The organism is Guptibacillus algicola, assembly GCF_020171805.1.
GTDB classification, from domain to species: Bacteria; Bacillota; Bacilli; order Bacillales; family Guptibacillaceae; genus Guptibacillus; species Guptibacillus algicola.
The window spans coordinates 275,476-293,965 of record NZ_JAIVAF010000003.1 but is presented as its reverse complement, the minus strand read 5'-3'; the positions used below and the strand labels follow the sequence as shown (position 1 = coordinate 293,965).

Genomic DNA, 18,490 nt, shown 5'->3' with positions numbered 1-18,490 from the left:
AACCAACAAATATAACTAACGAAAAGAACGTGATGAGCGGATTATGTTATTGGAAAGGAGGGATAACATATGAGAAATGTTCAAGTAGGTGTACGAGAAAATATTGTTCAGTTTGTATTATTAGTTATCATTAATTTATTTGTCGGGTCGATGGTCGGTTTAGAGAGAACCATTCTACCGATTATCGGAGAAGAACGTTTCGGATTAGCTTCGATGAGTGCTGCACTCTCCTTTATTGTCAGCTTTGGTTTTTCAAAAGCGATCGTCAATTTCTTCGCTGGTGATCTAGCAGATCGAATGGGAAGAAAGCGTGTGCTTCTCATAGGTTGGGGGATCGGATTATTCGTTCCGATCATGGTCATACTCGCTCATGCTTGGTGGGTCGTAATCGTCGCCAACATTTTTTTAGGAATTAACCAAGCACTCACATGGTCGATGACCGTTAACATGAAAGTCGACCTCGCTAAATCAACACAGAGAGGATTAGCAGTCGGATTCAACGAATTCGCTGGCTATATCGGTGTAGCGATCATGGCAGCTGTATCTGGATATGTCGCTTCTACTTATTCGTTAAGTCCAGAACCATTCTATATTGGAATCGCACTCGTCATCATTGGTTTTCTATTATCACTTATTGTTAAAAATACGGACCAGCATGTGAAAACACAGGCAGAACAACACAAGGTAGAGTCAGACCCTGTTTCCACATGGGAGGTTTTCAAGCGTACATCATGGAAAAACCCTAACTTAGCAAGTAACAGCTTCGCTGGACTAACAACAAACTTAAAAGACGGAATGGCTTGGGGTCTCTTTCCGATTTTCCTTGCTACCGGCGGGTTAACTGTCGGACAGATTGGCACAGTCGTCGCGGTATATCCGGCTGCGTGGGGGTTATTTCAGTTATTTACCGGTATATGGAGCGATAAAATAGGTCGCAAACAGCTGATTGTAACCGGAATGTTTGTTCAAGCAATTTCGTTGTGGGTTATCTTGATGGTGAACACCTTTTCGTTTTGGCTACTTGGTGCAGCACTATTAGGAATAGGAACGGCCATGGTTTATCCAACGATTCTTGCTTCAATAAGTGACGTGGCACACCCTGAATGGCGCGCAACGTCCATGGGCGTCTACCGTTTCTGGAGAGACAGCGGATACGCATTTGGTGCATTAATGGCTGGGATTATCGCAGACATCATCAATGTCAATTGGGCCATCGGCATTGTGGCGATCCTCCCTCTTATTTCCGGAATCATTTCCACTTTAAAGATGAAAGAAACGCTCCAAGCGAGAGAATAATGCAGGATGAAAATAATAAAAGCACGCTCCTAGTCTAGGGGGCGTGCTTTAATTAGAATATGATTGAACACTCATGACCCTCCAACAACCCATTTGTTGAAGAACGAAAATACTCGCTTTGCTAATATGATTTTATATGATAATACTACTTTTCTTTGTATTTAAGGGGTTTTTTTATGTTTACGATATATCTTCTTAGTATACTGATTCCATTGCTCATTTAACTGATCAATATGTACGATCTTCCATGGATTAAAGAAAGTCTGACCGTTTTTATTAAAAACAAGATCATTTCCAATATAATAAGCAGCGTGCTGAATACTGTTATTTTCATTCACCCAAGTTATAACGTCCCCACATTGGATCTTACCAGAGGTTAATGTGTAATTTGCTATTTTTAAACCATTACTAAATGTTGCTGGATGCATCCATTCTTTAATGATCCATTCTTGTTTGGTTACTGCAAACAATGTGGTAGACAAGCAATTACTTCCTGAAAGAGTTGAAAAATGGTTAGCGTAACGGCTGATATGATTATCCGTTGCATCTGGAGTTTCGTAACACGACCAATCCTCCCATTGTCTTGCATACTCTAATAGTGCACTTTCTCTTATGCCTTCTGGGAGCGCATTCCACATGTCATGTTGAATAACAACCAATTCTCCTTCTGTTTCTTCAAAAATATATTCTTCTGGAACTAGGGTTTCATCGATGAAATATGACAAAGGCATAATTAACCCACGGTTTACTTTGATTTGATTGTTGAGGATCACTCTCTTTTTCTCTTTGTTAAGGTTCTCAATCCAGCTACTGTGCGCCGCAATTACATAGTCAACATCCTTCGAGATGTTCCAATATGTATAGCTATTAGAAAGCTCAACTTGTCTATATGATGGATGACGAAAAAATTCGTCACTAGGAATAAGTAGAACCTCGTTTAAATGGTGATTAAAAGTGGGCAAATCTTTTTCTTTTACAAAGAAAAAATCCTTTTTGGGGACAAACTCTTTCATCCAGGACTTTATCTGTTCTTTCGTAGGAACTATTTCAACCATCACTTATTTCTCAACTCTTTCATTTTGATAGTAATGTTTATTGATCACTTGGGTTAGAAACATCTACTGTTATATTCACATCCCAAGAAATAATTGTTGTACTATCTCTTACGTTATTTTCTTGGATAGTTTGAAGCAGTGACATTATACCTTCGTTATTAGGTTGGTGTTTCATTACCTCATAGATATCTTTTGGATTAGAAAAGGGTTTATTCGGACATTCAACTAACCCATCAGTTGTTAATAACATGCGATTTGTTCCTTTTCTAAGTTCTCTAACTCCACTACTATAGCAAGGAATCACTTGCTCAAATGTATTGACCTGTCCAATCCATTCAAAAAACTGCCTCTGATTTAGTTGATACTGACCTAGGTTGGCAAGTTCAGGGTGAAATATGTAAGAAATGCAGTCCCCTATTGATAACCACCATACATACTTATCTTTTCTAAAGAGTATTAAACAAGCTGTTTCACCTTTCACATGTTGACACTCATAGAGGAATTTATCTTCTTGGAACATGTTTACAATCGTTTCTTCTAGTCTATCGATCGTTTCTTTATATGGTAAGGATAATAGAGCTTGTATTTCCGCTTTTCTGCGAGCGAACTGTGCTATGACTATTTCAGCACTTTCGGCAGTCTGATGTGCATCAAGTATGACTACGAACTCCCAACCTCTGTGATCATCTACCCAGATCAGGCAACCATCTTCATTTTTATACTGCCCTGCATGTGAATTTCCACCGAACCGCCCTATGGATACCTGGTTAAGATTCATAATATCTATAATATCCACGAAACTCTTTTCGCTTCCTACCCAACTATATTCACTAATCGTGTTTTTCAAATCATTCATACGTGACATGTGCTCCTTTAAATAACTATACAATTACCACCTATATCATCCTAATGAAGAATGCTCTGACTTTAGCTCTTCTATTACCCCAACTACTACATTCAAGTTCACTAGGCTAAGCCACTTCTATATTTTACCATATCCCAAAGCTTTCTATAGACTTTTTAAAGTAACAAAAAAAGACCCGTCATCGACGAGTCCCTCTTCTACTATTCAATTAATCAAAGCGCAGACGAGATTGGCACGTGCTCCGTTCGATGCTTATTAAAGAATTCTAATGAAGCAGCGTTGAATTCTTTTGGTTTTTCTACGTTACATACGTGCCCACATTCTTTTAGAACGAGGTGATGCGCTTGTTTATCACTCTTTGTGTCTTCTAACAATGGTTCTACGAAGAGGTGATCCTCTTCACCTGAAATGTAGAGCTTCGGTACGCTTTTGCCTTTTACTTGAACATCGGCATACGTGTCTTTCACTGTAAACGCTAACTTATACCACGCTAAAAAGTCGTGGCGCTTCATCTTCACAGCTTCTCTAATAAATACTTCTCTTGCGGTTGCATGATTTGCTTTTGGCATCATGATATAAGCAAACAATTTGTATAACCACATGTAAGGCACAAAGCGTTTGACGGCAGTTCCTGCTAGTAACAGAAAGGTTGCGAGTGGTGTAAAACGAGTAATCGCTCCTCCAAGTACTGCGCTTTTCACCTTCTCTGGCGCACGCTGTAGCATGTGGTGAGCTACGACGGATCCTAATGAAATGCCTACTACGTGTGCTTTACCGATATTCAGCTTATCGAGAGTTCGCAGAAGTTCATCCACAACTAAATCACTATCAAATGATTTATCGTAATCAGACGTACTTGGCGATTTTCCGTGACCGGGCAAATTGATCGCTAACACATGAAACTGTTTTTTGAACGTTGCGATCTGCTTACTAAAAATTCCGTAGTTGCCACCGAGGCCGTGTAACAGAACGATCGTTTCATTATTATTGTCATTGCATTTGTAGTATTTGTAATCAAGCATGATGTGAAATCCTCTCTATAAAAAAGGGATGTTGTCTCTCAAAATCCCGACTTCTAAAGAACAAGTATAACCTTAAACGGGTGAAGAAATAAACAAGTTCACGTGATAAATGTGCTTTTGGTGTCGGATTTTGCGATGATCGTCACACTTTTTTAATAAATACTACCCCTTTTACGCAAAAAAGAAACCACTGCAGCGGTGACCTACTACTATTCATCTGTCCTGGGCTTTGCATTCCCCATTTTACACATCGACCAACAAAACGTCGTTTGTTGGATCGCATCATACATCTCCCACAAATTATCTACAAACCGAACTTCAACACCGCGGGAAAACAGCGCTTGAAACAAATCATTTACCTCCCATTTTGCAATCGGAATTTGCGTTGATTCACTCACATAGTAACCCGCATTCTCATCCTGAAGTTGAAATGCAGCTGGATCAAATTCATAGAGGAATAATGTTGTGTTCTTCATGACCTCAAACCACATCTGTTCGATAACGACGACATGTGAATGAAATTCCGATGAAAGATATGTCTGTTTATGTAGATCAGTCGTCTCGCGACCAACGTTGTAGCAAACTCGCGGACAATCCCGAGGTGTTAAAAAGTTCGGCAAGCACCTCTCTTCGATCGCCCACACAAGGCCTGTTGATTCATCAAGATCCTTTCGAGTTGGAACACGTGGTTCAAACACGTCTATATCACTCTCTTCACTAACATGAAATAACCGCACTCACTATCGCCTCCTTTCGAGCTCATTCTATTCTCCAATCTTATTGAAAGTCCTCTCCTTATCACCACTTTTAATAAAACGCTCTTGGATAGAAAGCTATTTCGTGTGAATACTAACAGATAGCTTACGTTCGGAGTGATTCTGACATGAAAATAAGAAAACGATCAAACAAACAGACGACCGTAACAGAACAAATCATCGAAGATTTCCATAATAGTAGTGACGTGCAATTCAAATCGCTAGCATTGCCTTCACTCGACATCACCCTTGTTTTTATATGCGACATTACCAACAAAAAAACCATACAAGATTTGATTATAGCGCCACTTCTCGCTTTAGTGAATCAAGACGAACCTGTTAATCCTTCTTCAATCCCTAGTATTTTACCTGTGGAAGCAATTGATGTCGTTAATAATAGAGAAAAAGTAAATACATATTTAATGGATGGCTACTCGATTATCATTGCAAGTGGGAAGGCTGAGATCGTATATGCTATCAACACGTCTAAGTTCGTAAAACGAAATACAGAAGAACCTGTTAACGAACCGACGATCAGTGGCCCACGAGATGGCTTCGTTGAATCGATTGAAGATAACAAAGCATTAATTCGTAAGCATATGCATTCGAGCGATTTAGTTTTCGAGCGATACTCAGTCGGAACTGAAGTCAAAACGTGTATCGAGTTGGTTTATCTAAAAGGTAAGGCAAGAGAGGAACTATTGAATGAAGCACGAGAACGCATCGACGCCATCGAAGCAGAATACATAGGAGACGCTGGGTTACTCGAACAAACGATTAGCAAGAACAAGTACTCGACTTTCCCTGAATTAACGAATACACAGTTCCCACTGAAAGTAACCAATGCGTTGATGGAAGGGAAAATCACCATTTTGACAGATGGGTCGCCCACGGCACTCATTGCGCCGACTACCTTGAACATGCTGCTACAAACGCCAGATGATTATTATTTCAAATGGATTCCAGCTTCACTAACTCGAATACTAACATATTTCGCTGCCATTATTTCGTTCGTACTACCTGCTATTTACATTTCACTCATCTCATTTCACCATGGTCTTATCCCAACAGACCTCGCTATCTCTCTATCGAAAACGAGAGAAGGTGTGCCCTTTCCTTCTGTGATCGAAGCGTTCTTGATGGAACTTACGATCGAGATATTACGTGAAGCAGGGATAAGGTTGCCGAAGCCGATCGGATCGACGGTTAGTATCGTGGGTGCAATCGTAATTGGTGAAACGGCAGTGAGCGCAGGCATCGTTAGTCCGATGATGGTAATGGTCATCTCGTTTACAGCAATCTGTTCATTCACGGTGCCAAATTACCAACTAAGCTTAGCACTTAGGTCGATCCGATTCTTCTTACTTTTTTTTGCTGCAATATTAGGGATTTATGGAATGTTGATCGCCCTTTTTATCATCAGCACGCATCTAGTCTCATTAAGAAGCTTCAAAGTTCCGTACATGGAACCTTTCGCACCATTTCGTTTAAATCAATTGAAAGACTCTGTTATTCGCTTGTTTTTCAAACAAGATAAAAAGGCTGGGAAGACACATGAATAATCAAAAAATGTCCAACTTCCCTATCATCGTGTTCATCATCTCTACGATTATTGGGGTTGGTATCATTACGTTACCAAGAGAAGCGGCAAATGTCATCGATCAACCGAACATGTGGATCAGCCTCATACTTGGAGCAAGTATCGCTTTTCTTAATGGCTTATTAATATTCGCCATGATCAAACGTTATCCATCACAAACAATTTATGAAATCGCTCCTAAAATAGCAGGCCGTTGGATCGGGAGCGTTTTCAACCTCATTTTCGTTGTCTATTGTATTGCCATTTCAGCTTATATCGTGAGAACCATGGCGGAAATCGTCAATTATTATTTACTTGATTTGACTCCAAGGTTAGTCGTTATCACAGTCCTGATCATCGCATGTTTCTACCTGGTTTCAGCCGGAATAGAGAATATCATGGCTTTTTTACAACTCTATTTTCCACTCATACTCCTCATGTTCTTTGTCTTGACGGTATTAAGTATACGTAACATCGACATTACCAATTTGCGTCCGATTTTCATTCAAGATATCGGACCATTATTAAAAGGAGCCAAAATAACGTTCTTCTCATTCGTTGGCTATGAACTCATCATGGTTCTTTCCAAGAAAGGGGCCATTCGAAACTGGAAATCGATGTCCACTGTTCTACTTTTGAGCCTTGGTGCAGTATGCACGATTTATGTCCTGTTTTTCATTCTGAACATCGGCATTCTTAGTGTAGAAGAACTCAAAGTCACTACGTTTCCGACTATCGAGATGGCAAAATCAATCGAATTTCAGGGATTCTTCTTTGAGCGATTCGAGCTATTATTTTTGTTCGGTTGGATCATCACCATTTTCACAACCGTTGTCGCCTACTACTACGCAGCGTTGCTTGGATTATGCACGACATTAAACTGTAAGAAAAAATGGTATCTTAATGGCGTGGTCGGAATTAGCATTATTCTCTTTGCAATGTACCCAGATGGAATAACTGAACTATTTTCGTATGGCACATACATCAACTACTTATCTTATGCATCTCTCATTGCGATTCCATTGATTCTCTTGCTTATCACAGTCAGTAGGAGGTCGCTCCGATGAAGAGAGGAACGTTCACGATTCTTTGTTTGCTACTTATGCTGACAGGATGCTGGGACAGCAATGAGATTGAGGATGTGGGATTAATCATTGGCGTTGGCCTTGATTATGGTAAAGATGAAGAATTTTCGATGACTCATCAGTACGTGGTCCCAAACAACATACAAGGTATACAAGGAGGACTTTCAACTGGACAACCCTTTCAGAATCTTACGCTAGAAGGGGAATCCTTTTTTGAAATCATTCGAGAGAACTCACTTGAAACGGATCGACCACCGAACTTTACACATTTAAAGTCCCTCGTGGTTTCTGATGAGCTAATCGAAAAGGAATCAGTCCGAAAATTGATCAGCTTTTTTCTTAGAGATCATGAATTTCGTAGAACAGTCGCTGTTTTCACAACCAAAGAAAATGTAGCTACGATCATGGAAGTTGAACCAACGAAAGAAATTTTTCCTGCGGTTCAAATTAAAGAACTCACACAAAATAATTATAAAAGCTTAGAAATTTTGGAAAACACTAAATTCAGCGACATATCAAAGTATATTTCAGAAGATGCGAGCTTCGTCATTCCAGAAATCGAAATCAACAAGGACCGGATTCGCTTATCAGGCGCTGCCATCATTTCAAATAAGGATTTTAAGCTTGTAGGGTGGCTTAATTCAAAGGAAGTACAAGGATTAAAGTGGATTACCAACACAGTAAAAAGTGGATTAGTTTCGCTGACGGATGAATCGGACAACAATACAAAAGATCATGTGGTCCTTGAAATCATTAAAGCAAACACGAAGATCGATCCTACATTAGATAAAGGTGAATTGAAGGTTGAGGTTACCATCAACACGACGATCAGGCTCGGTGAAGACTGGAATATTGAAAGAGACGTCTTCGAACCAGGTTGGAATAAAAAAATCAATAAAGATGCTGAAGCTCATATCAAACGCTCTGTTGAAAAAGTTATAAGTCTCGCTCAGGAAGAATATGAATTAGATTTCCTCACCATCTCCAAATGGGTTAGAATCAAGGAACCAGCTTATTATGAAAAGCATAAAAAGAACTGGAATTCCATATTTAAGGATGTGCCGATTTCAGTAAACGTCAACGTAGATGTAGATGGATATGGAACGCAGGACCTAAAATAAGCAGACTCCTTTCTTGTTTAGAAAGAGTCAATACAAAAGAACCGATCATGCAAAGCATGATCGGTTCGTTACATTATCTCTATTACGTTAATTTCTTAAGTGCTTCTTTATCGAAAGGTAGAAGGTCATCCGCTCTACCATCGCGTACTTTCTTCACCCACTCAGGGTCCATTAATAGAGAACGGCCGATTGCGACAAGGTCGAACTCACCATCATCTAGCTTCTTAATCAAGCCATCAAGGCTTGTTGTGTTTGCACCTTCAAAGCTAGTGAATTCTCCATCAAGTCCTACGGAACCTACTGAAATAACAGGCTTACCTGTTAGTTTCTTCGTCCAACCAGCTAAGTTCAAGTCAGAACCTTCAAATTCAGGTTCCCAGAAGCGACGTGTTGAACAGTGGAAAATATCTACGCCTGCTTCAACAAGTGGCTTTAAGAAAGCATCGAGTTCTTCAGGTGTTGCTGCGAGCTTCGCATCAAAGTTGAACATTTTCCACTGAGAGAAACGGAAGATAATCGGGAAGTCCGGTCCAACTTCGCGACGACATGCTTCGATGATTTCAACTGCGAATCTTGTTCTACCTACCAAATCACCACCGTAGCGATCCGTACGCTTATTCGTTCTTTCCCAGAAGAATTGGTCGATGAGGTACCCGTGTGCACCGTGAAGCTCAATGCCGTCGAAACCTAAGCGTTTTGCGTCTGCAGCTGCTTGTGCGTAAGCTTCAACCAACTCTTCAACTTCTTTCTCAGAGAGTGGTTCATTTACCTTTTCACCAGAAAGGTCGAGGCCAGATGGTCCAACAGGTCGTGCTTCTTCATTCGGAAGATCTCCTTGTTTACGCGTCATACCCACATGCCATAGTTGCGGTACGATTTTCCCGCCTGCTTCGTGTACTTCCTTCACAACGTTCTCCCAGCCACTCAAAGCAGCTTCGCCGTGGAAAACAGGGATACTTGCACCTGAAACAGAAGCAGGATGATTGATTCCTGTTCCTTCTGTTACGATTAGGCCTACGCCATTTTCAGCACGTCTACGATAATACGCCGCTACATCTTCTGAAGGCACGTTACCAGGAGAAAAACCGCGTGTCATCGGTGCCATCACCGTTCGGTTTTGAAGATTTATGTTTTCACTTGTAAATGTTTCAAATAAAGCAGAATTCGTTGTTTTATTCAATGTATTTCTCTCCTTCCATTAATGCAATATTAATTATTACAGATATATTCTCTGAAAGAAAGTAATCTGCTTTTTAGGAAGGAATAGTGACTACTTATACTTAATAATTTCATTGATTTTATATGTATTTGTTAGAAATACAACAGTGTAGAATGGAAGTTTATAAGATAAAACTTACTTTTCTTCCTTCTGAGAAATCAATAAATCTATTTTCTCTTCCAAACGATCCATTCTCGACTTCCTCCCCTTCAACACAAAGATCAGGACAATAATAAGCGCTGGAATGGATAACAAAATAATAAATGAAAAGAGTTGAAAAAGAATATCTCCAATATTCACATCCATACACACCCTCCTTTCCCTTTTAAAGCTGTGATCGTTTATTAGACACTTCCATCACAAAAGGTGTGAGTAAGACAAGTGCAGTCGCACCGGCAACAAATGATAAAAACTTCAGTAAAGGCCCCGCACTACTTTGTTCATAGATCGCGATGATACTGAACAGTATCAGTAAACTCAACAGTACCTGGCGCATCTGTCCTTTCTCTGTTAAATACTGTGATTCGCCACAATGAGGACACGTTAATCCTGAACCGAATAATAACGGTTGGCTTTTCAGTGTTTCCTTCCATGACCATATACGGCTGCAATTTTGACATGTTGGAATATAACTTACACCCTTTCCACTATATAAAACCAATGAAAGAACCCTTCGAAGAGGGTTCTTTCACCTGCCATCTATTTTGCGTTCTCATCAGGTTCATGAAGGCCAAAAATGTTACCTTCCGTGTCGAAATAATATGCCTGCCATGCCATTCCTGGAAGTGCGTATTTCTCCATCGCGACCTTTCCACCATTCGATAGAATACGTGATTCGGTCGCATCCAGGTCTTCAGTACCCATCGTACATGCAAACCCATTTATTGCGGCGTTCACTTCTGGAGGTGCGCTCTGCCGTTGCATCAACGCTCCGTTAATTCCCATATCGTCGGCATCACCCGTCACTGCACCGAAATAAGGCATACCAGCGAAATCGCTCCAATCTTCAAACTTCCAGCCAAATACCTCTCCGTAAAACTTCTTCGCACGTTCCATGTCATCAACATGTACTTCGAAATGAATGACTCTTCCCATAACTACCTCCTGATTTCACTTTTTAGTGTGAACATTCATAGGTGGCTCGATTTATATGTACTGTTCAACTAGTACATTCGACTAATCGTGGCAGTATCCTTCATCACTCTTGTGATTACTCTTTGTCTTTCATATCATCTTGAATTGACAGTTGTGCAACAACGGCATACTCTGCATCCTTCACCGAATCTGGAAGTGTTTTATAATCACCAAGATTTACAGAAGACATCTGGTTCTCACTCGAACCTTTTAAATAACTGAGATAAACGGTCTCGCCCTTTTTGAACGTGACTTCTCCATCGAATCCATCAAAAATATAGCCTTGAAGATCCTTTGGCATTTCCGTTGAACCTTTACTATATCCACTCGGTGATCCAATCGTGAAAAAAGCAATATCCTCTTGCATGTGAAGTTGAAAAGAATGGAGTGCTTTATCGTATACTTCCTCTCCCATGCCATCATACGAAGTGAGCTGCTCTTTCCCGCCGTCTCCATCTTGATAAACGATGATTGAACTAACCAACGTTTCGTCTTCAGCTAATTCTCCATCAATCATAAAGAACGTTTTGTAATCGATGCCTACTTGATTTACGATGCTTTGCTCACGCTCAGTTAGTTTAGCTTCTTTGATTGTCAGGGAGGAATCACTTTTCGATGACCCCTCCTCATTTGGATTCATTTCGTTATTTACCTCATTCGTACACGCCGCTAGCAATAACAGTACACCAATCAGCATGATTACTTGTTTCATCTCGATAGCTCCTTACTCTTTCTCATTCCTACTAAACTTATAATAACCGTAACCACGAACATGAGTAGTCCATTTATTAGAATACTAATCGAGCAATATGCGGTAACGAATGCAGCACCTTGACTATGCATGGCGCTTGCTACCATCAAACCGACGAAATGGTACAGAAAAGCAGAAGAGATCGCTATGAAACTAAGAAGATAACGATTCATCAGACGTTTAGCGAAACCATACCAGCAAGCTACTATTAGTCCGATTGCCACAATGTAAAAACCCAAATGACCCCCCTCTATCTACTACTTACTTTACTGCTTTGTTCGCAATCAATCTCGAAAGCTTCATCACTAGAATAAGAACCATATAGCACACAAAGAAATTAAATAGCAGTCCCCAAACCTGAAAACTAAGCTGCCCGCTCTCATGAAAGCCAAACACTTCAGCCGGAAAGCCATAATAACGATTGAATTCATCCGAGCGATCCGGAGCAGGAATGAAGGCAAAGACGAATGCTGCTACAAGAGCAATTCTCTTTTTAATGTTCATCAGATTGTTTCCCTTCGTGTTAACCACTCACATTTCGTAGTCTAAGACTCTCGCACCATTAATGTGCTGCTTTCTTCATGTTTGCTTTTTTCTGCGCTCTCCATGTGAAGATCATACTCGGCACCCCGGCCATCATGCTAACGAGAAAACTCCACATCACATACCGCCACTCGCCTGTAATAGACGCTACGACAATGAAAAAGAAAAGTTGTCCAACCAATGCAAACCACGCGGCAATCCATGCAAGCTTTAAGTTTTCTTTCATCCCATCAACCTCCATCAATATTTTACGATTCACTCTTACTACCAATTATTTCAAATTTAACACAAAAGAACAATCTCAATTTTCAAATTGATGTATTACTTTAGGAATATCTTATCTGCTGCGCTACAAATCCTAGAAACAAGCAAAAAAACGTCTTCCTTACTACTCAACGCGCATAAATAATGAAAAGGCAATGATCTCTGGATCATTGCCTTTTCCACATATTGAATTCAAGTTTTAAAAGTTAAACCACGTTCGTTCAAAGCTTTTTTCAATTTCGGTATCGAAGACGGCCCCATTCCATGGAATGTCAGGAGTTCTTTTTCACTATATGTCGATAGTGTCTCTAATGATGTAACACCATTATTCTCCAAAGCCCTCCTTGCTGGTGCTGAAAGGACGGAAAGAAAGCCGCTATTAGGCTTCCGCTCATTTTCACAGATCGGACATGTTGGACAAGCGCTACTTTTGTAGTAAGTATGTCCTTGCTCACACACTCTTTTATTTGCCGTAGACATCGTACAACTACACCTCGCATTTTAGCTATTGATCCTCTTAGCCTGAGAAACAATCGATTGCATTAATTCAGCCGCAGATTCACTTCGACTTAAGCGCGGGCTTTGTCCAGACCAGAGGGACATATATTCTGGTTTGTTCTGTTTTGCTGCTTCTGTTCGAATCCCTTTCGTCAGGGAGTTTTGCAATGGGTACTCTAATCGTTCATGACCTTCCATTTTTTCAATGAACGCGTTACGAATTCCTCGAGCTTGCTTACCGCTAAAGGATGATGTCATTACCGTTTCTGTTTCTTTCGTATGTAGTATAGCTTCTTTATGTTGCGTCTTAGCTCCGCTTTCGTTACAAGTCACAAATGCTGTTCCTAGCTGCGCGCCATCTGCTCCGAGAACCATAGACGCACAAACCCCTCTTCCGTCCATAATCCCACCTGCTGCAATCACGGGAATACTGACGTTGTCAACGATTTGAGGAATGAGAGACATCGAACCGACACCTTCGTAAGAGCCTTGAAAAGTTCCTCGATGACCGCCTGCTTCACTACCTTGAGCTACAACGGCATCCATTCCATATTGCTCATTGAGAATCGCTTCTTCAACTGATGTGGCAGTCCCGATTAGGACGATCCCTTCCTCTTTAAGTTTCTTAATGGTTTCTTGATTTGGTATCCCGAACGTAAAACTACATACAGGAACACCAGCTTCGATAATCACCTTTATTTGGTTATCAAAAAGGGATTCGTCAACTTGGAGCTTCGTTTCATCCTCTATTCCAAGTTCATCACGAAATGAATCGAGTACCTGGTTTACCCTACTGATTTCTTCCTCTGTCGCGTTTGGAAACTCAGGGACGAACACGTTCACGCCAAACGAATTTCTTGTTAGGCTGTTGATCTCTTGGATACTTTCACGCATCGCACCAGGCGTCATATACCCAGCACCCAAAGTGCCAAGTCCTCCAGCATTCGAAACAGCAGCAACAAGTTCAGGAGTCGTAACCCCTCCTGCCATTCCAGCTTGTATGATCGGGTGATCGATCTTCAGTAACTCTAGTAATCGACTATGATTCCACATGTGTTCTACTCCCTTCGCATTAGTGTATGTATAGCGTTTTCCTCATATAATCCAGCCATTGAAAACCATACCTAAATTGATAATGACGTGAAACATGATGGCTGGGTAGATACTATTCGTTTTTAGTACGACGAGTGCATAAAACAGTCCGCCGAAAGAGAAAAGCAAGCTTAGCATAATTGGGATACCAATCGATAGATGTAACAGCCCGAACCCTATACTGGTTATGAACACAGCGTAAATAGTTGAAACATTTCTTCTTAAACCTGATAACAAAAAGCCTCTCCAAATCACTTCTTCAAGAGTAGCGTTGATAATGGCAAATACGATCCCAAAAATCAGCATGGTTTGTATATAGCTTATTTCTTGATAGCTGATTATCGGGATAAGGATTGTACTAGATCCCAGCAGTCCAATGAGAAGGAAATAATGTAGTTTTATTGAATGGAAAGGCAATTTGATGCTCTTACTCCAATCAGGAAACAAAGCGAAGACAGATAGTTTCTGCTTTGACAAAATGAGTGAAACCACAGTTCCTAGCACTATAAATATGAGAAAGCTTCTGTTAATTAGCGTTTTCATCTTAACTGATATATCCCAGCTATCGATATAGTTACTTCCAATTTGAAACATCATAAGACCTAACAAGAAGAAGATAAACAATGAAACTGATGTACGGTATGTTTTTGTTAAAAAGTAGGTGATGACCAAGACCAACACTGCTAGCAATCCTATCTCAAACTGCTTATATGAAAAAAGTACGATACCTGTAAAAAACAAGATTGCTATAAAAAAAAGAATTAGATTACGGTTCATGCGAAGCTTCCTTTCATAAGACGAATACAATAGTGATGCTGGAACCTGCTTGCTTCCTAATGTAATTGAATTAACTAATTACGCTTAATCATAGTTATAAACTCTGCATGACCAGTATCGAACTTATCCTTTTTGACGAACCCTAGCTTCTCGTATAAATGAATCGCTTTTTTGTTAAATGTTGCGACTGATAACCTTATGGGAACTCCGGGATTGTTTTCCTTAATGTGGTTCATAATTCGCTCGCAAAACCCATACCCGTAACCTTTTCCCACGTAATCAGGGTTCATACCAAGCCCCATATCTACACAACGTTCATGATAAACACCATACTTATGTCCAATTGGTATTTGAGCTTGTTCACCTATACATAAGTAACCGAATAATTCATCATCTAAAGTTATTGCCTGATAAGAACCATCGAGTCGTTCTTTGATACTTTCTTCATCCATTTCATTGTTATAAAAATCATATGGTGGTTCATATCTCCAACTTAATGTGCTTCTAGCTGAATCTAAGTCCATTTCTTTGATAGTAAAGTTCATAAATATCCTCATTTCTTCAATTAATCTAAGGTCCTTCCCTTAATTTAATTAAACAAAGAGGCTTTGTAATCCTTTTTAGAATTTGAAAACGAGCTAGTACCTACAAGCACAAACAAAAAACCAGCTAGGCAAAGGTTGCCTAACTGGTATCACTTAGCTCTCTACATTTTCCAGTTGAGTCTCGCGAGAATCTTCGCTATTCTCGTTTTCCATAAATTCATCAAGCATCGCACGCACTTCATCGGTCGTTTCTGTGCTCATCAGACGATGTCTCAACTCACTCGCTCCGCGGAAATTGCGAATGTAGATTTTAAAGAAGCGGCGAAGCGGTTTGAAGAGGCGCGGCTCTAGTTCTTCAGAATACTTATCATGAAGATCTAGCTGAAGTCTGAGGAGATCGAGTAGTTCTTCACTCGTATGCTCTTTCTTCTCTTTTTCGAACGCAAACGGATTATGGAAGATGCCACGGCCGATCATCACTCCGTCTACACCGTATTTCTCAACGAGTTCGAGCCCCATCTGACGGTCTTCAATATCACCATTGATCGTCAGAAGCGTGTGAGGCGCAACTTCATCACGAAGTTTCTTAATCTCTGGGATGAGCTCCCAGTGCGCATCAACTTGACTCATTTCCTTTTTCGTACGAAGGTGGATCGAAAGGTTGACGATATCTTGTTCCAAGAGATGTTTCAACCAGTGGCGCCACTCCTCAACTTCTGTATAGCCAAGACGGGTCTTAACGCTGACAGGAAGTCCTCCTGCTTTCGCAGCCTGGATGATTTCTGCAGCAACATCCGGACGACGAATCAAGCCACAGCCTTTACCTTTCGCTGCAACGTTATGCACAGGACATCCCATATTGATATCTACTCCGCGAAAGCCCATTTCTGCCATACCAATACTCATTTCGCGGAAGTATTCAGGCTTATCGCCCCAAATGTGAGCGACGATCGGCTGTTCATCTTCTGTGAACGTGAGACGTCCTCTTACGCTTTCTTTTCCATTAGGATGGCAGAAGCTTTCTGTATTCGTAAACTCTGTAAAGAAAACGTCAGGTCTTGCTGCTTCACTCACGACATGACGAAAAACGACATCTGTGACAGCTTCCATCGGTGCCAGTACAAAGAATGGCTTCGGAAGCTCATGCCAAAAATTATCTTTCATATATATCTGAACCCTTTCCTTAAGAGACACATAATCCCAAATTTATAAATGAATGTTCTTATTTTAACCATTTTCGGTTAGATCTCAACCATTATATACTTTAAGATGATTTAATGAAAAGTGCAAGGGGGCGAGTTGTGAACATTACATGTTTTCAAGAGTTCCTCTAAATTTATCTGTTTCATGTTATCTCTTTAAGAAAAACGAAAGGTCAGACGCATGGCGTTCACGTCTGACCTCTTACACTTCCTAGAGTAGTACCGACAAATCAAATAAAAATAACGTACCTAGACACTTTTCGTTTAAGCTTTTTTTACTTCCGTACCAGCAATCCAGTCATAGACATTCGCCCCCTTTTTATTTGTAAGGGGAATGAGTATATAGAATAAAATGGTTACATTGACAGCAATCAATAGTAGATAAATGACATCTTCAGAAACATTGGATGGAAGGAAAATTCGCCATATAGCAAAGTGAGCGACCTCCCAAGGAAGGAACTTAACCCCCGTTCGAATTACTGAACGGCCGATTCCAATTCGATGCCCTCTCTTGTCGCAAACTCGGAGCCTCATTTTCCTTTTTCCAAGCGTCCCTTGCCACTTAGAACATTCGCTTACGATAAAATAGAGTGAAACAGGCAGTGTAATCATCACAAATCCCGTCAGTTCAGCTAGTTCTGGAGTACTTGTAAATAACGGCATAACATATGGTCGAAAGACAATCGAAACGGTACCTACAACAAAAACCCCGTACAAAACGATTATGAGGTAATCGATAAAGAAAGCGTAAAGACGATTTCTTAATTCTGCATAGAACATAAGAAAAGATCACCCCCATAGGTTTGATGAACAACTATCACAAACTTATTGGTGATGCTTCTGTTTTCTTTTATTTTTCTCAACAATGATCGTCACAAAGCCCAGTGACAAAAAGCCGATTCCGCACATAACAACAGCTGCTATCCCAAGCATTGAAGCTTCGAAATCAAGTATCATCGTAAATAAACTAAAGCCGACGATAACTAGCATTATCCAGTGTGAATAATTATTGATGAATGGCTTCATGTTAAATCTCCTTGCTTTATGATTAGAAAAGGGTTTAGTAAAGACTATTTTCTTCATCATCAATCCCATTACCTTTTGATTATTTTGAAATCCTAACGATCTCGTTAATTATTGATTCAACCTCATCATTATGTTTAATCACAAATAGATGATCTGCTTCACTTTCTTCTGGTTCAACTACATCATCGTTTGATGACTCCTCTTGTTGGCGATTGAGAACATCTTCAAAATTAGAATAAGGACCTCTGAATATATTCGTGTTTCGTTGACTTCCCTTTACTCGATCTCGAAGAATGTCATCTGGAATATCAAAATGAACCAAAATACGAACAAACATATCCTTAGGATATATTTCTTCTAGCAAATATGTTCTCCCAGTTCTAGTTCGATTTGCATTACTAGCTATTATATGAAAATCAGTATTCTCTTTAGCATAATCGACAATAAGCTTAGAGAGAGCGTGTTTTAGTGTGTTAGGACCATTTTTGGGAGGTAGCTTTTTGTAATAAGTGTTTATAAATTCAGCGTGGTTATCTTGGTCCATAACAAAAGAGTTATGTAGCTCTTTTTCTAAAGCTCTTGCAAACGTACTTTTCCCAGTATGGGTTTTACCTACTGTTATAATGGCTAATCTCTTCATAAGACCACACTTTCATAATTC

At 40.1% G+C, this 18,490-nt stretch carries 24 protein-coding genes; 4 read left to right on the top strand and 20 right to left on the bottom strand.

Annotation, left to right across the window (positions count from 1 at the left end; translation table 11 throughout):
* Nucleotides 1-69 precede the first annotated feature (69 nt).
* Nucleotides 70-1,296, top strand: a complete 1,227-nt coding sequence (locus tag LCM09_RS08960) for an MFS transporter (protein ID WP_224880782.1) — start codon at nucleotides 70-72, stop codon at nucleotides 1,294-1,296.
* 161 nt (nucleotides 1,297-1,457) lie between these two features.
* On the opposite strand, the gene LCM09_RS08955 is transcribed toward LCM09_RS08960, so the two are convergent.
* The 4 genes from LCM09_RS08955 to LCM09_RS08940 form a co-directional block, all read right to left on the bottom strand.
* Nucleotides 1,458-2,354 (bottom strand): hypothetical protein, encoded by an 897-nt coding sequence (locus LCM09_RS08955; protein WP_224880780.1) that lies wholly within the window; start codon nucleotides 2,352-2,354, stop codon nucleotides 1,458-1,460.
* Between the two features lie 34 nt (nucleotides 2,355-2,388).
* Nucleotides 2,389-3,207, bottom strand: a complete 819-nt coding sequence (locus LCM09_RS08950; RefSeq protein WP_224880778.1) for a PP2C family serine/threonine-protein phosphatase — start codon at nucleotides 3,205-3,207, stop codon at nucleotides 2,389-2,391.
* 221 nt (nucleotides 3,208-3,428) lie between these two features.
* Nucleotides 3,429-4,238 (bottom strand): alpha/beta fold hydrolase, encoded by an 810-nt coding sequence (locus LCM09_RS08945; protein ID WP_224880776.1) that lies wholly within the window; start codon nucleotides 4,236-4,238, stop codon nucleotides 3,429-3,431.
* Between the two features lie 209 nt (nucleotides 4,239-4,447).
* Nucleotides 4,448-4,975: a DUF6886 family protein gene (locus LCM09_RS08940; RefSeq protein WP_224880774.1), complete on the bottom strand. Its 528-nt coding sequence runs from the start codon at nucleotides 4,973-4,975 to the stop codon at nucleotides 4,448-4,450.
* 146 nt (nucleotides 4,976-5,121) lie between these two features.
* Here LCM09_RS08940 and LCM09_RS08935 point away from each other — a divergent pair, with 146 nt between their 5' ends.
* The 3 genes from LCM09_RS08935 to LCM09_RS08925 are packed head-to-tail and all read left to right on the top strand — an operon-like array spanning nucleotide 5,122 to nucleotide 8,778.
* Nucleotides 5,122-6,555, top strand: coding sequence for a spore germination protein (locus tag LCM09_RS08935; protein WP_224880772.1), 1,434 nt, complete (start codon nucleotides 5,122-5,124; stop codon nucleotides 6,553-6,555).
* Nucleotides 6,548-7,639: a GerAB/ArcD/ProY family transporter gene (locus LCM09_RS08930; protein WP_224880770.1), complete on the top strand. Its 1,092-nt coding sequence runs from the start codon at nucleotides 6,548-6,550 to the stop codon at nucleotides 7,637-7,639. Before LCM09_RS08935 ends, LCM09_RS08930 begins: the two co-directional genes overlap by 8 nt.
* Nucleotides 7,636-8,778 (top strand): Ger(x)C family spore germination protein, encoded by a 1,143-nt coding sequence (locus LCM09_RS08925; protein ID WP_224880768.1) that lies wholly within the window; start codon nucleotides 7,636-7,638, stop codon nucleotides 8,776-8,778. Before LCM09_RS08930 ends, LCM09_RS08925 begins: the two co-directional genes overlap by 4 nt.
* Nucleotides 8,779-8,860: 82 nt before the next feature.
* Here the strand turns inward: LCM09_RS08925 and LCM09_RS08920 are convergent, their stop codons facing one another.
* From LCM09_RS08920 to LCM09_RS08845, 16 genes are all read right to left on the bottom strand, one after another.
* On the bottom strand, nucleotides 8,861-9,958 hold the full coding sequence (locus tag LCM09_RS08920) for an NADH:flavin oxidoreductase (RefSeq protein WP_224880766.1): 1,098 nt from the start codon (nucleotides 9,956-9,958) through the stop codon (nucleotides 8,861-8,863).
* 174 nt (nucleotides 9,959-10,132) lie between these two features.
* Nucleotides 10,133-10,303 (bottom strand): hypothetical protein, encoded by a 171-nt coding sequence (locus LCM09_RS08915; RefSeq protein WP_224880764.1) that lies wholly within the window; start codon nucleotides 10,301-10,303, stop codon nucleotides 10,133-10,135.
* A gap of 19 nt (nucleotides 10,304-10,322) precedes the next feature.
* Nucleotides 10,323-10,658 (bottom strand): TIGR04104 family putative zinc finger protein, encoded by a 336-nt coding sequence (locus tag LCM09_RS08910; RefSeq protein ID WP_224880762.1) that lies wholly within the window; start codon nucleotides 10,656-10,658, stop codon nucleotides 10,323-10,325.
* Between the two features lie 38 nt (nucleotides 10,659-10,696).
* Nucleotides 10,697-11,092 carry a VOC family protein gene (locus LCM09_RS08905; protein WP_224880760.1) on the bottom strand — a complete coding sequence of 132 codons (396 nt, stop codon included), beginning with the start codon at nucleotides 11,090-11,092 and terminating at the stop codon, nucleotides 10,697-10,699.
* Between the two features lie 115 nt (nucleotides 11,093-11,207).
* Nucleotides 11,208-11,843 carry a hypothetical protein gene (locus LCM09_RS08900; protein ID WP_224880758.1) on the bottom strand — a complete coding sequence of 212 codons (636 nt, stop codon included), beginning with the start codon at nucleotides 11,841-11,843 and terminating at the stop codon, nucleotides 11,208-11,210.
* Nucleotides 11,840-12,121, bottom strand: a complete 282-nt coding sequence (locus LCM09_RS08895) for a hypothetical protein (protein ID WP_224880756.1) — start codon at nucleotides 12,119-12,121, stop codon at nucleotides 11,840-11,842. Before LCM09_RS08895 ends, LCM09_RS08900 begins: the two co-directional genes overlap by 4 nt.
* 22 nt (nucleotides 12,122-12,143) lie before the next feature.
* On the bottom strand, nucleotides 12,144-12,386 hold the full coding sequence (locus LCM09_RS08890; protein WP_224880753.1) for a hypothetical protein: 243 nt from the start codon (nucleotides 12,384-12,386) through the stop codon (nucleotides 12,144-12,146).
* Between the two features lie 58 nt (nucleotides 12,387-12,444).
* Nucleotides 12,445-12,651, bottom strand: a complete 207-nt coding sequence (locus tag LCM09_RS08885; protein WP_224880752.1) for a hypothetical protein — start codon at nucleotides 12,649-12,651, stop codon at nucleotides 12,445-12,447.
* 230 nt (nucleotides 12,652-12,881) lie between these two features.
* Entirely contained in the window at nucleotides 12,882-13,169 is a 288-nt protein-coding gene (locus tag LCM09_RS08880; RefSeq protein ID WP_224880750.1) for an RNA polymerase alpha subunit C-terminal domain-containing protein, read from the bottom strand.
* A gap of 21 nt (nucleotides 13,170-13,190) precedes the next feature.
* Entirely contained in the window at nucleotides 13,191-14,240 is a 1,050-nt protein-coding gene (locus LCM09_RS08875; RefSeq protein WP_224880748.1) for an NAD(P)H-dependent flavin oxidoreductase, read from the bottom strand.
* A 42-nt stretch (nucleotides 14,241-14,282) separates the two neighbouring features.
* Nucleotides 14,283-15,056, bottom strand: coding sequence for a CPBP family intramembrane glutamic endopeptidase (locus LCM09_RS08870; protein ID WP_224880746.1), 774 nt, complete (start codon nucleotides 15,054-15,056; stop codon nucleotides 14,283-14,285).
* Between the two features lie 74 nt (nucleotides 15,057-15,130).
* Nucleotides 15,131-15,601 carry a GNAT family N-acetyltransferase gene (locus LCM09_RS08865; RefSeq protein WP_224880744.1) on the bottom strand — a complete coding sequence of 157 codons (471 nt, stop codon included), beginning with the start codon at nucleotides 15,599-15,601 and terminating at the stop codon, nucleotides 15,131-15,133.
* Between the two features lie 153 nt (nucleotides 15,602-15,754).
* Complete coding sequence (locus LCM09_RS08860; protein WP_224880742.1) at nucleotides 15,755-16,765, bottom strand: tRNA dihydrouridine synthase; 1,011 nt, start codon at nucleotides 16,763-16,765, stop codon at nucleotides 15,755-15,757.
* A 302-nt stretch (nucleotides 16,766-17,067) separates the two neighbouring features.
* Nucleotides 17,068-17,583, bottom strand: coding sequence for an RDD family protein (locus LCM09_RS08855; protein WP_224880741.1), 516 nt, complete (start codon nucleotides 17,581-17,583; stop codon nucleotides 17,068-17,070).
* Nucleotides 17,584-17,628: 45 nt separating this feature from the next.
* Nucleotides 17,629-17,829, bottom strand: coding sequence for an MgtC/SapB family protein (locus LCM09_RS08850; RefSeq protein WP_224880739.1), 201 nt, complete (start codon nucleotides 17,827-17,829; stop codon nucleotides 17,629-17,631).
* Between the two features lie 79 nt (nucleotides 17,830-17,908).
* On the bottom strand, nucleotides 17,909-18,469 hold the full coding sequence (locus LCM09_RS08845) for an AAA family ATPase (protein ID WP_224880738.1): 561 nt from the start codon (nucleotides 18,467-18,469) through the stop codon (nucleotides 17,909-17,911).
* Between the last annotated feature and the right edge of the window lie 21 nt (nucleotides 18,470-18,490).

Bases quoted from the DNA above. Each gene is read 5' to 3' on its own strand.
- LCM09_RS08960 (WP_224880782.1), top strand. From the start codon at position 70: ATGAGAAATGTTCAAGTAGGTGTACGAGAAAATATTGTTCAGTTTGTA.
- LCM09_RS08950 (WP_224880778.1), bottom strand. From the start codon at position 3,207: ATGAATGATTTGAAAAACACGATTAGTGAATATAGTTGGGTAGGAAGC.
- LCM09_RS08945 (WP_224880776.1), bottom strand. From the start codon at position 4,238: ATGCTTGATTACAAATACTACAAATGCAATGACAATAATAATGAAACG.
- LCM09_RS08935 (WP_224880772.1), top strand. From the start codon at position 5,122: ATGAAAATAAGAAAACGATCAAACAAACAGACGACCGTAACAGAACAA.
- LCM09_RS08930 (WP_224880770.1), top strand. From the start codon at position 6,548: ATGAATAATCAAAAAATGTCCAACTTCCCTATCATCGTGTTCATCATC.
- LCM09_RS08925 (WP_224880768.1), top strand. From the start codon at position 7,636: ATGAAGAGAGGAACGTTCACGATTCTTTGTTTGCTACTTATGCTGACA.
- LCM09_RS08915 (WP_224880764.1), bottom strand. From the start codon at position 10,303: ATGGATGTGAATATTGGAGATATTCTTTTTCAACTCTTTTCATTTATT.
- LCM09_RS08905 (WP_224880760.1), bottom strand. From the start codon at position 11,092: ATGGGAAGAGTCATTCATTTCGAAGTACATGTTGATGACATGGAACGT.
- LCM09_RS08900 (WP_224880758.1), bottom strand. From the start codon at position 11,843: ATGAAACAAGTAATCATGCTGATTGGTGTACTGTTATTGCTAGCGGCG.
- LCM09_RS08890 (WP_224880753.1), bottom strand. From the start codon at position 12,386: ATGAACATTAAAAAGAGAATTGCTCTTGTAGCAGCATTCGTCTTTGCC.
- LCM09_RS08885 (WP_224880752.1), bottom strand. From the start codon at position 12,651: ATGAAAGAAAACTTAAAGCTTGCATGGATTGCCGCGTGGTTTGCATTG.
- LCM09_RS08880 (WP_224880750.1), bottom strand. From the start codon at position 13,169: ATGTCTACGGCAAATAAAAGAGTGTGTGAGCAAGGACATACTTACTAC.
- LCM09_RS08875 (WP_224880748.1), bottom strand. From the start codon at position 14,240: ATGTGGAATCATAGTCGATTACTAGAGTTACTGAAGATCGATCACCCG.
- LCM09_RS08870 (WP_224880746.1), bottom strand. From the start codon at position 15,056: ATGAACCGTAATCTAATTCTTTTTTTTATAGCAATCTTGTTTTTTACA.
- LCM09_RS08865 (WP_224880744.1), bottom strand. From the start codon at position 15,601: ATGAACTTTACTATCAAAGAAATGGACTTAGATTCAGCTAGAAGCACA.
- LCM09_RS08860 (WP_224880742.1), bottom strand. From the start codon at position 16,765: ATGAAAGATAATTTTTGGCATGAGCTTCCGAAGCCATTCTTTGTACTG.
- LCM09_RS08855 (WP_224880741.1), bottom strand. From the start codon at position 17,583: ATGTTCTATGCAGAATTAAGAAATCGTCTTTACGCTTTCTTTATCGAT.
- LCM09_RS08850 (WP_224880739.1), bottom strand. From the start codon at position 17,829: ATGAAGCCATTCATCAATAATTATTCACACTGGATAATGCTAGTTATC.
- LCM09_RS08845 (WP_224880738.1), bottom strand. From the start codon at position 18,469: ATGAAGAGATTAGCCATTATAACAGTAGGTAAAACCCATACTGGGAAA.